The organism is Citreimonas sp. (genome assembly GCF_042096055.1).
GTDB lineage: Bacteria > Pseudomonadota > Alphaproteobacteria > Rhodobacterales > Rhodobacteraceae > Citreimonas.
This window is the reverse complement of the sequence record NZ_JBELMH010000008.1, coordinates 36,208-50,595: the sequence shown is the minus strand read 5'-3', so window position 1 is coordinate 50,595 and position 14,388 is coordinate 36,208. Positions and strand designations below refer to the sequence as shown.

Below are 14,388 nucleotides of genomic sequence, written 5' to 3'. Positions count from 1 at the left end.
CCGATCAGCAGCCCTGCCAGCCGCGCGCGGGCCGCGCCGGGCGCCAGTCCGTTCAGCACCGCGTCGGCGCGGATGCCGAAGAGCGCGGCGCCGATCCCCTGCGGCCGCGAGATCGCGTCGCCGACCGCCTCAGCGAAGGCCGCGTCGTCCCACGCGCCCTCTTCGCCCATGTCCGAACTCAGCACGGATTGCCGCGCCAGAAGTGCGAACAGCTCGCCTGTCATGAAGGTGCGGAAGCTGACGATCTCGCCCGCGCTGACCTGCACCCACCGCGTATGCGCGCCGGGCAGGCAGAACACGCCGTCGAAGCCGGGCCGGGCGGCCAAAGCGCCGGCGAGCGTCGTCTCTTCTCCGGTCATCATGTCCGCGGGGGCGCCCTGACGCATGCCCGGAAGGATCCGCAGGTCGAGCCGCGGATCGCGCGTCTCGATCCGCAGCGCCGCCTCGCCCGAAGGTGGCGGCGCCGGCACCGCGACACCGGGCGCCCGGACCTGCCCACCGGCGGTGCCGCAGCCGATGACCGGCATGGGCGCCGCACCGTCCAGCACGTCGCCGATCAGCGCCAGCAGCACGGATCCGAAGCCGTCGCCGTTCTGCCCCTTGCTGTCCGACGCGCGCGTGTCGATCACCGAGCCTTCGTCGGTCATCAGCCAGACGCGCGGAGCCGCGGCGCGCCAGTCCAGCGCGATCCAGTCCGGACGCTGCGTGGGATCGTGCATCGGCTTCCCTCTTCCCGGCGCGCCCCGGTCGTGGGGGACGCGTGCGTTTCAGAGGGATGCATGCGCCTTCAGGCGGCGCTTGTCCACCGGGGCGGGGCTATTCCCACGACACCACCCGCTGCCCGATGGCGGGCTGCGCCGCCGGGCGTGCGGGCGGCAGGCGTGTCAGCATGCAGACCGATTGCAGCGCATGGGTCGCCAGTGCGCCGGTGCCGTTGGGCTGCGCCAGCGGGCGGTCGGGCAGGCCCTTGGCGATCGCGCCCAACAGCACCGCACCGGCGGCCAGCATCGGCCCGGTCGAACCGCTGCGTCGGCGCGTCATCTCGACATCGAAGGCGCAGCCGAGCGCGTCGCGCATCGCCAGCGCGAACCAGCCCGAGGCCGCGCGCACGGTGACCGCATCGAAAGCCGGCATCGTCGCCTGCGATCCGCCGCGCCACGCGCACAGGAAGCGCTGCGCCGCGTTGCGGTCGTCGACGACGGCGAGGGTGGCGGACCGGGAATCTGACAGGACGATCACCACGCCGGCCCGGATGACCGAGCCCGCGCAGCGCAGGTCGTAAAGCAGTGGCTCGTTCCGCGGGAGCGTCGTTCCGAGCTCCGCGAGGCGGGCGAAGGCGCCAAGGCAGGCCGCACGCACGTCGGCGTCGGCAATCGCCGCGAAGGTGGCGCCGCCGTGTGCGTTGGCGGCCAGCGCCAGCGCGGTGTCGCGCTGCACCGCGTCGGGCGCGCCCTGGCGGGATTTCGGCAGGTTCAGCGCCTCGACCAGCTGCGGAGAGGCGCGCCAGTCGGGATCGGCGTGGTCGACGCGCCGCCCGAGCGCCGTCCACGCGGCACTCAGTGTCTCGCCTTGTGCCGACAGCACGGGCGTGCCGCGCGCGTGGTGAAAGACCTCGTAGAGCGTGCCGGACGCGGTCCGGACGGGCCCTTGGCAGTACCGATATGCATGCGACATGACGTTCTCCCCCCGTAGATGAGGAATGCGTCACGCGTCCGGCGGTTCCGAGAAAACCGCCGCCATCGGGGTTGCCGCTGCGGCAGGTGACGCCGGGCGATGGAGCCGCCCGGCGCCGCGCGATCAGTCGAGACCGGCCAGGAACTCGTCGAGCTGCGCGCCCGCGAAGGCCAGGATGTCGTCGTCCTGGAAGGTGCCGTTCTCGACCTTCTTGACCGCGAAGGGCACGAGGATCTCCTTGCCGGGATGCGGCAGCGCCATCATGCCGTTGAGCACCTGCTTGAGGTGTCCCTGCGCGCGCACCCCGCCCGCGGCCCCGGCCGAGGTGGTGACGATGAAGCACGGCTTGAGCTTGAAGACGCTCTCGAACGCCGGGCGCGAGGCCCAGTCGATCGCGTTCTTCAGCACGCCGGGGATGCCGTAATTGTATTCCGGCGTCACGAAGACCACGCCGTCGGCGGCACCGACCTGGTCGATCAGCCTGGCCACGGCGGCATCGTCGGTGATGTCCGAATTGTAGTGCGGTAGCGACGCGATGTCGGCGGTCTCGCAGGTGGCGCGATCACCGACCCGGGACATCAGCGCCTGCGCCACCGCGCGCGAGGACGACTGGGACCGCAGGCTGCCGGTCATGAACAGGAGTTTGGGCATTGGACTTCCTTATATGCGTGTCAGCCAGGTCGATATCGGCGGGAACAGGACGAGGATCACCAGCGCCACGGCCATCGCGCCCACGAAGGGCAGCGCGCCGCGGAAAACCTCTCCCACGCTCATATCGGCATCGTCCATGGCGGACTTGATGGTGTAGACGGACAGGCCGAAGGGCGGCGTCAGCAGCCCCATCTCGACGCAGACGACGGTCAGGATGCCGAACCAGATCAGGTCGAACCCGGCCGCATCGGCCACCGGCAGCGCGATGGGAAGCATGATCAGCATGATCGAGATCGAGTCGATCAGGCAGCCCAGCACGACGATCAGCAGCAGGTAGGCGATCAGGAACCCGTAGGGCCCGATGGCGTCCTGCAGGAAGAATTCGGCCAGTTCGCGAGGCACGCCCGAGAGCGCCAGCATCCGGCTGAAGAACGTGGCGGCGAGGATCAGGAACAGCACCGACACGGTGATCTGCCCGGTCTCGACCAGCAGGTTCCAGAACGTCCGGCGGTCGAGCGAACGGCGCCACAGCGCGATCACCAGCGCGCCCACCGCGCCCGCGGCGCCGGCCTCGGTCGGGTTGAAGAAGCCGCCGTAGAGGCCGCCGAGCACCAGCAGCATCAGCGACAGGATCGGCACGAACTTGGCCGCGACGGCGCCCCAGCCGATGTCTTCGAACGGCTCGACGTCGGTGCGCTCGAACACGAAGTCGCTGCGATTGCGCGCCAGCCACAGGATGGTCACGCAGAACACCGCGCTGAGCAGGATGCCCGGGCCGATGCCGGCGAGGAACATCGCGCCCACCGATTGCTCGGCCAGGACCGCGTAGACGATCAGCAGCAGCGAGGGCGGGATCAGCATACCCAGCACCGAGGAGCCCGCGACGACGCCGGTGGCGAACTTGCGGGTATAGCCGTGACGCTTCATCTCGGGGACCGCGACGCGGCTGAACACCGTGGCCGAGGCGATCGACACGCCGGTGATCGACGCGAAGACCGCGTTGGCGAAGACCGTGGCGATGCCGAGGCCGGCGGTCACCTTGTGCAGCATCCGCTGGAACACGTCGAACGTGTCGCGGCCGACGCCCGAGACGGTGACCAGCAGGCCCATCAGCACGAACAGCGGCACCACGGCGAAGAGATATTCCTCGAGGCTGTCGTTGGCGACGGCGGTCATCATGTTGGTCGCCACCGCGTCGTTGCGGATCAGCGCCACGCCGATGAACGACACCAGCAGCATGCCCAGGCCGATCGGCATGCCGATGCCGATCAGGGCGATCAGCCCGACGATCGCGGCCGATCCGATTTCAAGCGAACTCATGGGCGGCCTCCGATGACGATGCGGGCGTCCGCCAACGCGCGGACGACGAATTCGATGGCGGCGACGCCGAAGCCCAGCAGGATCAGCAGGCGGAACGGCCAGGTGGGCAGCGTGGCGATGCCGACGATGCCGATGAACTCGGCCGCCTCCCAGGCGCCGGTCAGCACGTCGACCGTCGACCAGGCGATCAGGCCCAGCATCCACGCGCCGGCGAGGTTGAACAGCACCATCAGGGCCGCTGCCGCGCGCGGCGAGCGTGCCTCGACGGCGGTGATGAAGAACTCGGTCCGCGCCAGCCGGCCGGCGCGGATCGTGGTGGCCAGTTGCAGCGCGACGATCATCACCAGCAACAGCGCGCCCATCTCGGACACCAGCGGCAGCGAGGCGCCCATCGAGTTGCGCGCCACGATGTCGGCGCAGATGATCACGCCCAGGACGCCGATCATCACCGTGCCCAGCACGGCCAGCGCCTCGACCACGAAGCGCCAGGCCCGCGCCGGCCCGGCGAGGGAGGGCGCCGCCGAGCCGTCGGCGGCGCCCTGGTTGCTGTCCAGCGGCTTCACGGGATTACTCTTTGTCCCAGTCGCGGGCCGGATCCTCGCCGCGGGCGCGCAGGCCTTCCATGTAGTCGGCCAGGAACTGGTTCGCGGGGATGCCGCGATCCTCGAGCGGCTGTGCCCAGTCGGCCGCGATGTTCGGCAGCTTGGACACCCACTTCTCGGTCTCGCCCTCGGGCATCTCGACGATCTGCACCGGAGTGCTCTGGTTGGCGCCGGCTTCGACCATCGCCTGCAGCGCGGCCTCGTGACGCTCGACCAGGTCGATCCCGTGGCTTTCGGTGTAGTAGTCGCCCGCTTCCAGCATGGCGTTCTGCACTTCCTCGGGCAGCGTGTCCCAGGTGTCGCGGTTGATCGCCACCGCGCCCGAGAACGCCGCGCCGCCGTCGAAGCGGTTGATGTAGGGCGCCACCTCGTAGAGCTTGATCGGCAGCGCACCCAGCGCCAGCGTCAGCGCGCCATCGGACACGCCGGTCTGAACGTCGGTGTAGAAGGTGGTCAGCGCGCCGTCGACCGCGTTGGCTCCGGTGCCGCGCAGCCACGAGCCCAGCACGCCCGGCGCCGACAGCTTCATGCCGTCGATGTCGTCGATGCCGGTCAGCGGCTCCTTGGTGTAGATGTCGTAGAGGTCGGTGGCGGTGAGGCCCAGCACGACCAGGTTGTGGCTTTCCCACTCGTCGCGAAACGCCTCGTTGGTCTCGAGCAGCTCCTGCATCGTGTCGAGCAGGACCGGCGGGTTCGAGGTCGCGAAGGGCGCGTTCGACGACGCCTGGCTCAGCGGCAGTTCGGCCTGCTCGAGGAACGAGAACACCCAGCCGATGTCGGTGATGCCCTGCTCGACCGACGACAGCGTCGCGTTGGCCTTGTAGAGCTGGCCGCCGAACGCCTCGTTCCACTCGATCTCGTAGTTGCCGGATTCGGCCAGGATCTCGTCGGTCCGGGCCATGAAGTGCGTCTGGATCATGCCGACCCACGGCACCACGGTCGGGTGCGACGAGGCCACGGTCAGGTTGATCGTCTCTTGCGCCGCGGCCGGCACGGCCAGCGTGCCCGCCACGATGGCGCCAAGCAGATGTCTCATTGGTTTCCTCCCTGTCGAGATCATCAGGTGATGGTGAAAGTCTGCGTCGAATTGTCGAGCCTGATCGTGACCGATCCTTCGTTGATCAGCCACGGCCGGATGCGGAACGCCCGCGCGCCGGCCTTGTGCATCGGGTCGCGCTCGGCGATGGCCTTGGCGTCGGCGGCGCTGTCGGCGCGCACGATGACCATGCCCTCGCCCTCCCACTCCTGGCCGTCGTCGGTCCAGAGCGGGCCAGCGGCGTAGAGAATGCCGTCCTTCTCGAGCTGCACCTGGAAGTTCAGGTGCTCCTCCATGTTGGCGAACACGGCGCCGAGGCCGTCCACGGGCGTGGTGAAAATTGCGAAGAGCTGCTTTTGCAGCATGCCCTTCGAGGCGTCGAGCACCGCGCCCACGGGCACCGATTTCGGATTGTCTTCGCTCATTGTGTCCTCCTCCAAGGCGGTCGGTTCAGCCGGCCTTGCGGCGGGCGATCTCTTCGCGGATCTGCGCGCCGTGTTCGTCCAGCGTCGGCGGCGGCGCGACGTCGAGTTCCGGCGCGCCGTCGAAGTTGTAAGGCGGCCGCACGGTGGTGAAGGTGCCCAGTTCCGACGACGGCGCCGTGACCTTCAGCTTGAGATGCTGCGCCTGCGGGTCCTCCAGCGCCTCGTCGCTGTCGTAGGCAGGCGAATGCGGCACCTCGTTCTCCAGCAGCAAAGCACACCATTCGTCGCGCGTCTTGCCCTTGAAGATCGGGGTGAAGTGCTCGATCAGCTCGTCCTGGTGCTTGATCCGCTCCAGCCGCTCGTTGAAGCGCGGGTCCTCGTTCAGCTGCCGCTGGCCGGTGGCGTCCAGCAGGCCCTCCCAGAACTTGGTGGGCGAAGACATGTGGATCGCGACCCACTTCCCGTCCTTGCATTCGAACGTGTAGCTCTGGCTGACCACGGGGCGCGACAGCGGGCCCATGACCTCGCCCACGCTGAAGTAATGCGTGAAGCTGTCGAGGTTGAAGTGGCTCATCGCCTCGAGCATCGAGATGTCGACGCGGCGGCCCTGCCCCGATGTGCTGCGCTCCAGCAGCGCGGCGAGGCACGCCATCGCGGCGTATTGCCCGGTGACGGCGTCGGCGATGGCGGGGCCGATCACGCGCGGGTTTTCCGGCGGGGTCAGCAGGCGCAGATAGCCCGATGCCGCTTGCGCGACGGTGTCGTAGGCGGGCCGGTCGCGTGACGGGCCGGACGTGCCGAAGCCAGAGATCGCGCAGTAGATCAGGTCGGGCTTGATCTTGCGCAGCTCGTCCTCGCCGGCGCCCAGCCGCTCGGCCACGCCCGGGCGGAAGTTCTGGATGAACACGTCGGCAGTGGCCACGAGGTCATGCAGCACCTGCAGGTCCTCGGGCTGCTTGGTGTCCAGCGCGATGGACCGCTTGTTGCGGTTGTAGGTCTGGTAATGCGGCGAATAGAGCCCGCCCTTGAAGGCGCGGAACGGATCGCCCGTGCCCGGACGCTCGACCTTGATCACGTCGGCGCCGAGGTCGGCGAGGTGCATGCCGCAGGCCGGCCCGGTGATGTAGGTGCCCAGCTCGACGACGCGGATGTCCTTGAGGATCTTCATTCTGCCGCCTCCTTGGCGCCCTTGCCGTCGTAGCTGATCGCCTGGTCGGCGTGGTTCGACATGATGAATCCGATCGACCGGGCCTGTTCCTCGAACAGGTGCGCGGCAAGGCCGGCGGTGCGCGCTAGGATCGGCACGGCCTTCAGCGCCTGCAGCGGCCAACCCGCGTCGAGGATCGTCGCCGGGATCGCGCCCGAGACGTTGATCGGCAGCGGACGGCCGATGATGTCGCTGGCGTGCTTGCCGAGCAGGTCCAGCACCTCGCAGTAGCGGCCGGCGATGCCTTCCTCTTTCGCCACAGCGATCAGCCGGTGCGCGCGCGGGTCGCCGCCCGAATGCTGCGGATGACCCAGCCCCGCGACCTTGCGCTTGGTCGCCTTGTGTTCCTTCAGCGAGGCGATGACGGCGGTCTCGAGGTCGGTGCCATCGGTCTCGGCCTTGTCGAGCACTTCCTGCAGATAGCGCCCGCCCACCTCGGACGAGCCGGCCACGACCGAGCCCATGCCGAGGATGCCGGCGGCCATCGCGCCCTGGTAGGCCTCGGGGCCGGCGGCCAGCGTCATGCGCGCGGCCTGAACCGACGGGACCAGCCCGTGCTCGGCGATGGCCACGAGGCAGGCGTCCATCATGCGGCGCTGCGGCTGGGTGGGCTTCTCGCCCAGCACCAGAAGCCAGAAGTAGTCGGTGAAATCGATCTGGCCGATCAGATCGCCGCACAGGTCATGACCACGGATCGTGATGCTGTCGGCGTCCGATGTGGCGATCGCGGTGAAGGCGTTGTCCTGCTTGCCGATGCGCATGGCTCTCCCTTTCGGTCCGTTCGGTCGCGTCCCAACCTCCGCACCCGATTTTCGGTATGCGAAAATTTTTCCTCTTGCCGAAAATAATGATCTGTTTACTTTCGCAGTCAAGGCGAAATTGTCGCGCTGCCGGTGCGGCACCCGAGTGGAGGAGCAAAGATGAGCGATATCAACCAGTTCAACATCACGCAGAAGGTGAAGGACAGCTTCGAGACCGAGCCCGACAGCCGGTTCGAGAAGATTCTGCACTCGGTCATCGACCACCTGCACGACTGCACGCGCGAGCTGAACGTCACCCACGAAGAGTGGATGGGCGTGCTGAATTTCCTCTACGATTGCGGGAAGATCTCGACGCCCGAGCGGCACGAATTCATTCTGCTGTCGGACGTGCTGGGCTTCTCGGCGCTGGTCGACATGATCAACACCCGCGGCGGCGCCACCGAAGGCTCGAACCTCGGGCCGTTCTACCTCGACAACGCGCCTGAGAAGAAGCTGGGCGCACACTTGGCGGACGACCGCGACGGCGTGACGGTGCTGGTGCACGGCAAGGTCACCGATTCGCTGCACAAGCCCCTGCCCGGCGCCATCGTCGACACCTGGCAGGCCGATGCCAGCGGCACCTACCCGATCCAGGAGCAGGAGCAGGGCCAGGACAAGATGGACCTGCGCGGCAAGTTCACCACCGACGAGCACGGCCGATACTACTACACAACGGTTCTGCCCAAGCCCTACACCGTGCCCTACGACGGCCCCGTGGGTCAGCTTCTGCGTGCCGGCAACCGCCACGCCTGGCGCGCGGCGCACCTGCACTACATCGTGCGCGCCGAGGGCATGCACGACATCACCACCGAGGTCTTCTTCGAGAACACCGAGTACATCGACAACGACGCCGTCTTCGGCGTGCGCAAGTCGCTGATCGCCAAGCTCGAGCCGGTCAAGAAGCTCGACGAGCTGGACATCGAGACCGAGAAGAAGCCCGACGCGATGTTCAAGTTCGACTTCGTGCTGGCCCCCGAAAGCAAGAAGCGGTGATACAGATCGAGGACCGGCCGCCGGAATTCGTCGAGGCGCTGGCCAAGGGGCTGGCGATCATCGAGGCATTCGACGCGGCCAGTCCCGAGATGTCGCTGTCCGAGATCGCCCGCAAGGTCGGGCTGTCTCCGGCGGCGGCGCGGCGGTCGCTGATCACGCTGACGGCGCTGGGCTACGTGTCGCAATGCGGCAAGCGGTTCCACCTGACGCCCAAGGTGATGACCCTGGCGTCGGGCTTCTACTTCTCGGCGCGCATCGACGAGATCCTGCAACCGCGCGTGGCCGAGATCGTCGCGCGCTTCGGCGACGCGGCCTCGGTTGGTGCGCTGTCGGGGCCGGACGTGGTCTACGTGGCGCATTACTCGGTCCAGCGCGCGCGCCGCGCGGCGGCCGTGGTGGGCGCGCGCTACCCGGCTTATGCCACGTCGATGGGGCGCGTGCTGCTGGCCGGCCTGCCCGAGGGCGCGCTCTGCGCCTATCTCGACGCGCTGCAGGCCAAGGCGCTTACCTCGAAGACCTGCACCGATCCCGCGCAGCTGCGCGCCGCCGTCGCCAAGGCCCGCGCCGACGGCTACGCCACCACGGTCGACCAGCTCGACTACGGCATCACCGCGCTCGCGGTGCCGATCCGCAACGCCGCCGGCGACACGGTCGCCGCACTCAACACCTCGGGCTACACCGGCCTCGTGACGCCCGAGACGCTGGTGGCCGAACGCCTGCCCGAATTGACGGCGGCGGCGTCGGCCATCGGCCACGACCTGAAACGCCATCCCGTCCTGCAATCCATTTTCGCGGCCTGAGCCGCATACTCGAAGAGGACCCGACCATGTGCAGACTTTGCAAACCGACGACGCCCAAGGCCGCCTGCCCCACCCGTCGCGACGTGCTCAAGGCCTCGGCCGTGGGCGCCGCGGCGACGCTGACCGGTCTCGGCGCGGGCCAGGCGCGTGCCGCCACCCACGACCAGGCCGCCGTGCCGCAGGGCACCGGAGAGCCGGGTCGCCGGGTCCTGATCAAGGGCGGCGTCGTGCTGAGCATGGATGACAGCGTCGGCAACTTCGCCACCGGCGACGTGCTGGTCGAGGGCAACCGCATCGTCGAGGTCGGCGCCAATATCGAGGCGGGCGACGCGGCTGTGATCGACGCGGCCGGCAAGATCGTCATGCCGGGCTTCATCGACACCCACCACCACCAGTTCGAGACCGCGCTGCGCAGCCAGCTTGCCAACGGCATCCTGGTCAACGACGGCCGCCCGGTGAACGAACAGAACTACTACGACACGATCCTGCAGAAGTTCTCGATGGTCTACCGCCCCGAGGACGTCTACATCAACGAACTGTTCGGCGGCATCGCGCAGCTCGACGCGGGCGTCACCACGGTGATGGACGTCAGCCAGATCCACCATTCGCCCGAGCATTCCGACGCCGCGATCGAGGGTCTGCGCGATGCTGGCCGCCGCGGCGTCTTCGGCTATTTCGAGGGCTACGGCGACCGCGCGCAGTACCCCGCCGACGCGCGCCGCATCAAGGAGCAGTACTTCAGCAGCACCGACCAGCTTCTGACCATGGCCATGGGCGGCGAGATCTACCTGCCGGGCTGGGAAGCCGCGTGGGAGATCGGCCGCGAGCTGAACCTGCCGATCGCGCTGCACGTGGTGGGCACCTTCGGGATGCGCGACACGTTCGACCAGCTGGCCCGCGACGGCATGTTCGGTCCCGACAACATCTTCATCCACATGACCGGCATGTCCGACATGGCCTGGCAGGCGGCGGCCGATGCCGGCAGCCACGTCTCCCTGGCAGTGCCGATCGAGATGCACATGCGCCACGGCAACCCGCCGATCCAGAAATGCATCGACCTCGGGCTGTCGACCTCGCTGTCGACGGACGTGGAATGCACGATGACGGCCGACTTCTTCACCCAGATGCGCGGGTTGATCACGCTGCAGCGGATGTGGGTCAACGACGCCGCGCTGTCGGGGGCCGAGGATTACCCCGCGCTGATGCAGTGCATCGACGCGATCCGCCACGCCACCATGGGCGGCGCCGAGGGGCTGGGCCTGGCGGACAAGGTGGGCTCGCTCACCCCGGGCAAGGAGGCCGACATCATCCTGCTCGATGCCGAGGCGATCAACGTCGCACCGCTCAACAACGCCCCGGGCGCGGTCGTGACGCTGATGGAGCGGACGAACGTCGACACCGTGATGGTCGCCGGGCGGCTGGCGAAATGGCAGGGCCAGCTTCTGGGCTTCGACGTCTCGCGCCTGCGCTCCGAGCTGGAAACCAGCCGCGATTATCTTTTCGAGGCCGCCGGAATCGAGCGCGACCTCTTCGCGTGAACAATGCTATCCTGCCCGCGGGCCGCGTGCATTTTCGCGTAGGCCCGCGACCCCACGGGAGGATATCATGAAGTCATTACTGCTTGCGGGCGTCACGGTGCTGGCCGTGTCGCCCGCTTTCGCCCAAGGCGATATCGCGCGCGGCGAATACCTGGTCCAATCGATCATGGGCTGCGGCAACTGCCACACGCCTATCGGGCCCGAAGGGTTCGACATGGCCAACGACCTGACCGGCCGGCTGGTCGAGGACAGCGCGGCCTTCACCGCGATCGCGCCAAACATCACGCCCGCCTCGCGAATCGCGGACTGGAGCGACGCCGAGCTGGGCAAGGCGATCCGCGAGGGCGTGCGCCCGGACGGTACCATCATCGGCCCGCCGATGCCGTTCGCGGCCTACCGCGCTATCTCGGACGACGACCTGGCGTCGGTGGTGGCGTATCTGCGCACCGTGCCCGCAATCGAAAGCGACGCCGGGACCAGCACCTACAACATCCCCCTGCCCCCGGCCTATGGCCCCCCGATCGAGAGCGTCGCCGCCCCCGCGGCCGGCGAGACGGTGGAGTACGGCGCCTATCTCGCCGCGGTCGGGCATTGCATGGAGTGCCACAGCCCGATGACGCCCACCGGCCCCGACTGGGGCGCGGGCTTTGCCCGCGGCGGGTTCGAGTTCCACGGGCCCTGGGGCGTGTCGGTCGCACCCAACCTGACCAACCACCCCGAGGGGCTGGCCGACTACACCGATGCCGAGATCGCGCAGATGATCACCACCGGCACGCGGCCCGACGGCAGCCCGATGCTGCCGCCGATGCCCTATCCCTACCTCGCCAAGATGACGCCGCAGGATCTCAACGCGCTGGTGCTGTACCTGCGTTCGATCCCCGGCGCACCGGACGCCTGACGGTCTCTGGACCGTCCGTCCGATCCCTGACACTAGAAGGCGGCGCGGGACAGCCCGCGCCGCGCCCCAACCAGAGAGGACCACGATGCTCTTTCCCACCTCGCTCGTCGGCAGCTACGCCCAGCCCGAATGGATCATCGACCGCGCCAAGCTCGGCGGCCGCTTCCCGCCCCGCACCCGCGCGGCCGAGCTTTGGCGCATCCCGCCCGAGCATATCGAAGAGGCGCAGAACTCGGCCACGATCGAGGCGATCAAGCTGCAGGAAGAGGCCGGCCTCGACATCATCACCGACGGCGAGATCCGGCGCGAGAGCTATTCCAACCGTTTCGCCACGGCGCTCGACGGCGTCGACATCGACAATCCGGGCACCGCGCTGGACCGCTCCGGCCACCCGAACCCGGTGCCGCGCATCGTCGGCGACATCCGCCGCAAGCACGCCGTCGAGGTCGAGGACCTGAAGTTCCTGCGCCGACACACCGACCGCATGGTCAAGATCACCCTGCCCGGGCCCTTCACCATGAGCCAGCAGGCGCAGGACGATTACTACGGCGACCCGCGCAAGCTTGCGCTGGCCTACGCGCAGGCCGTCAAGGAAGAGATCGCGGACCTGTTCGCCGCCGGCGCCGACGTGGTGCAGATCGACGAGCCCTACATGCAGGCGCGTCCCGAGGCGGCCGAGGAGTACGGGCTGGAGGCGGTGAACGCCGCGCTGGAAGGGGCAGCGGGCACCACGGCACTGCACATCTGCTTCGGCTACGCGGCGATCATTCACGCCCGCCCCGAGGGCTATTCCTTCCTGCCGCAGCTGTCGGGCTGCCTGTGCAACCAGGTCAGCCTCGAGACCGCGCAAAGCAACCTGGACACCTCGGTGCTGGAGAACCTGCGCGGCAAGACGATCATTCTGGGCGTCGTCGACCTGTCGGACATGAAGGTCGAGACGCCCGAGGTGATCGCCGACCGCATCCGCCGCGCGCTGCCGCACGTGGACGCGGACAAGGTGATCGTGGCACCGGATTGCGGGCTGAAATACCTGCCGCATGACGTGGCCTTCGGCAAGATGAAGGCGATGGCCGACGGCGCAGCCATCGTGCGCGCCGAGCACCAGTAAGACCGCGGGACATTGAAGACCGGCGCCGGGGGATATTACCCCCGGCGCTGCACCCTTCGGTGGGGGCTGTTGGGGCGCAGCGCCGGGGTCGCCTTGCGGCCGTGAACCCGTTCTGCCGCCCAGGTGTGGCCGGATCGTGGCAGCACCGCGGAGCGGCCATGTCCCATCGTTAAACGGTTATGAAAACCCTGCGGAACGGCGCTGTGCCTCGACGCCCGCGTCAGGCGCGCAGCAACTCCGCCGCGCGCTCAAGATCGGCGCGGAACGCCTCGGTCTCGCGTGCCTTCGCCTGCGGGTCGGGCAGGCGCAGCAAGTAGCTTGGATGCACCGTGGCCAGCACGCGGATATCGTCCGGCCCCGGCTCGATGCCCCCCCGACGCTTGAGGATGCCTTTGCCCGACCCGGTCAGCGCCTGCAGTGCGGTGGCGCCCATGGCGACGATCAGGCCGGGCTTCACGGTGGCGATCTCGCGGTCCAGCCACCAGCGGCAGGCGGTCACCTCGCCCGCGTCGGGGCGCTGGTGGATGCGACGCTTGCCGCGCTGCACGAACTTGAAGTGCTTCACCGCGTTCGTGACGTAGACCTTCTCGCGCACAAAGCCCGCCGCCTGCGCCTGCTCGTCGAACAGCCGTCCCGCCGGGCCCACGAACGGACGGCCGGCCAAGTCCTCCTGGTCGCCGGGTTGTTCGCCCACGATCATCAGGCTGGCATCCTGCGGTCCTTCGCCGAAGACCGTCTGAGTGGCGTTGCAATGCAGTGGACAGCGCGTGCAGCCGGCGGCCTCGCGGGCGAGCGCATCGAGAGGCGTGGCGTCGAGCGGTTCGGGCATCGGCATCCTGCGGCGGTCGAATTGCGGCGGCGGCACGCTGGGCCCGGCCTGTTGCATGGCGGTAACCTTGGCGCGCGCGCCGGCGATCAGTTGGGGAATGACGCGCGCCTCGGGCAGGTTCCGCCAGTACTTGACCGGCATCTCGGCCTTCATCGCGTCGACCTTCAGCCGCGCGGGGTTGAAGATGTTGCTGTAATAGGTGGTCCAGAGCGCCTCGAGCGCGTCGCCGTCATTCGGACGCGGGCTGGCCTTCGCCTGCATGGACAGCGTTTTGCCTTCGTAGGTCAGCGTGACCTCGGGCGTGACGATGGCCCAGTCCATGTCGCCGAAGCGGTTGACGAAGAAGTCGGCCACCGGCTCCTCGATCCGGTGGGTGGGCTCGAACCAGGCGGCGAAGCGGCGGCGCGCGGACTGGTCACCGACCTCGCGGAAGCGCACGAAGGCGTGCATCTTGTGCAGGTCGCGGCGGATGTCCTTGGCGATGCGCTCGGCCTCGGCCACGAGCGG

The 14,388-nt window shown here is 68.5% G+C and carries 15 protein-coding genes; 5 read left to right on the top strand and 10 right to left on the bottom strand.

Translation table 11 applies throughout. The features are described 5' to 3' along the window. From ACFDTC_RS03780 to ACFDTC_RS03740, 9 genes are all read right to left on the bottom strand, one after another. Positions 1 to 719 (bottom strand): 2-dehydro-3-deoxygalactonokinase (locus ACFDTC_RS03780; RefSeq protein WP_375257537.1); only part of this gene is annotated, 719 nt, incomplete at its 3' end. A 97-nt stretch (positions 720 to 816) separates the two neighbouring features. Then, on the bottom strand, positions 817 to 1,674 hold the full coding sequence (locus ACFDTC_RS03775) for a hypothetical protein (RefSeq protein ID WP_375257536.1): 858 nt from the start codon (positions 1,672 to 1,674) through the stop codon (positions 817 to 819). 123 nt (positions 1,675 to 1,797) lie between these two features. After that, positions 1,798 to 2,325, bottom strand: a complete 528-nt coding sequence (locus ACFDTC_RS03770) for an NADPH-dependent FMN reductase (RefSeq protein WP_375257535.1) — start codon at positions 2,323 to 2,325, stop codon at positions 1,798 to 1,800. A 9-nt stretch (positions 2,326 to 2,334) separates the two neighbouring features. Then, the gene (locus tag ACFDTC_RS03765; protein ID WP_375257534.1) at positions 2,335 to 3,645 is read right to left on the bottom strand and encodes a TRAP transporter large permease; all 1,311 of its coding nucleotides are present in this window, start codon (positions 3,643 to 3,645) and stop codon (positions 2,335 to 2,337) included. Next, on the bottom strand, positions 3,642 to 4,208 hold the full coding sequence (locus ACFDTC_RS03760; protein ID WP_375257533.1) for a TRAP transporter small permease subunit: 567 nt from the start codon (positions 4,206 to 4,208) through the stop codon (positions 3,642 to 3,644). Before ACFDTC_RS03760 ends, ACFDTC_RS03765 begins: the two co-directional genes overlap by 4 nt. Positions 4,209 to 4,212: 4 nt before the next feature. Further along, on the bottom strand, positions 4,213 to 5,283 hold the full coding sequence (locus tag ACFDTC_RS03755) for a C4-dicarboxylate TRAP transporter substrate-binding protein (protein ID WP_375257532.1): 1,071 nt from the start codon (positions 5,281 to 5,283) through the stop codon (positions 4,213 to 4,215). 23 nt (positions 5,284 to 5,306) lie between these two features. After that, positions 5,307 to 5,708 carry a YciI family protein gene (locus tag ACFDTC_RS03750; RefSeq protein ID WP_375257531.1) on the bottom strand — a complete coding sequence of 134 codons (402 nt, stop codon included), beginning with the start codon at positions 5,706 to 5,708 and terminating at the stop codon, positions 5,307 to 5,309. Between the two features lie 25 nt (positions 5,709 to 5,733). Next, a complete protein-coding gene (locus ACFDTC_RS03745; RefSeq protein ID WP_375257530.1) occupies positions 5,734 to 6,876 on the bottom strand; it encodes a CaiB/BaiF CoA transferase family protein in 1,143 nt (380 codons plus the stop codon). Next, positions 6,873 to 7,676, bottom strand: coding sequence for a citryl-CoA lyase (locus tag ACFDTC_RS03740; RefSeq protein ID WP_375257529.1), 804 nt, complete (start codon positions 7,674 to 7,676; stop codon positions 6,873 to 6,875). The genes ACFDTC_RS03745 and ACFDTC_RS03740 overlap by 4 nt, the downstream gene beginning before the upstream one ends. 159 nt (positions 7,677 to 7,835) lie before the next feature. Here ACFDTC_RS03740 and ACFDTC_RS03735 point away from each other — a divergent pair, with 159 nt between their 5' ends. From ACFDTC_RS03735 to ACFDTC_RS03715, 5 genes are all read left to right on the top strand, one after another. After that, positions 7,836 to 8,708 carry a dioxygenase gene (locus ACFDTC_RS03735; RefSeq protein WP_375257528.1) on the top strand — a complete coding sequence of 291 codons (873 nt, stop codon included), beginning with the start codon at positions 7,836 to 7,838 and terminating at the stop codon, positions 8,706 to 8,708. Beyond that, positions 8,705 to 9,508, top strand: coding sequence for an IclR family transcriptional regulator C-terminal domain-containing protein (locus tag ACFDTC_RS03730; protein ID WP_375257527.1), 804 nt, complete (start codon positions 8,705 to 8,707; stop codon positions 9,506 to 9,508). The genes ACFDTC_RS03735 and ACFDTC_RS03730 overlap by 4 nt, the downstream gene beginning before the upstream one ends. Before the next feature lie 26 nt (positions 9,509 to 9,534). Then, a complete protein-coding gene (locus ACFDTC_RS03725) occupies positions 9,535 to 11,046 on the top strand; it encodes an amidohydrolase family protein (protein ID WP_375257526.1) in 1,512 nt (503 codons plus the stop codon). Positions 11,047 to 11,113: 67 nt separating this feature from the next. Then, positions 11,114 to 11,944: a c-type cytochrome gene (locus ACFDTC_RS03720; protein WP_375257525.1), complete on the top strand. Its 831-nt coding sequence runs from the start codon at positions 11,114 to 11,116 to the stop codon at positions 11,942 to 11,944. An 85-nt stretch (positions 11,945 to 12,029) separates the two neighbouring features. Then, on the top strand, positions 12,030 to 13,052 hold the full coding sequence (locus ACFDTC_RS03715; protein WP_375257524.1) for a uroporphyrinogen decarboxylase family protein: 1,023 nt from the start codon (positions 12,030 to 12,032) through the stop codon (positions 13,050 to 13,052). Between the two features lie 220 nt (positions 13,053 to 13,272). On the opposite strand, the gene ACFDTC_RS03710 is transcribed toward ACFDTC_RS03715, so the two are convergent. After that, positions 13,273 to 14,388: UdgX family uracil-DNA binding protein (locus tag ACFDTC_RS03710; protein WP_375257523.1), on the bottom strand; the 1,116-nt coding region annotated here is incomplete at its 5' end.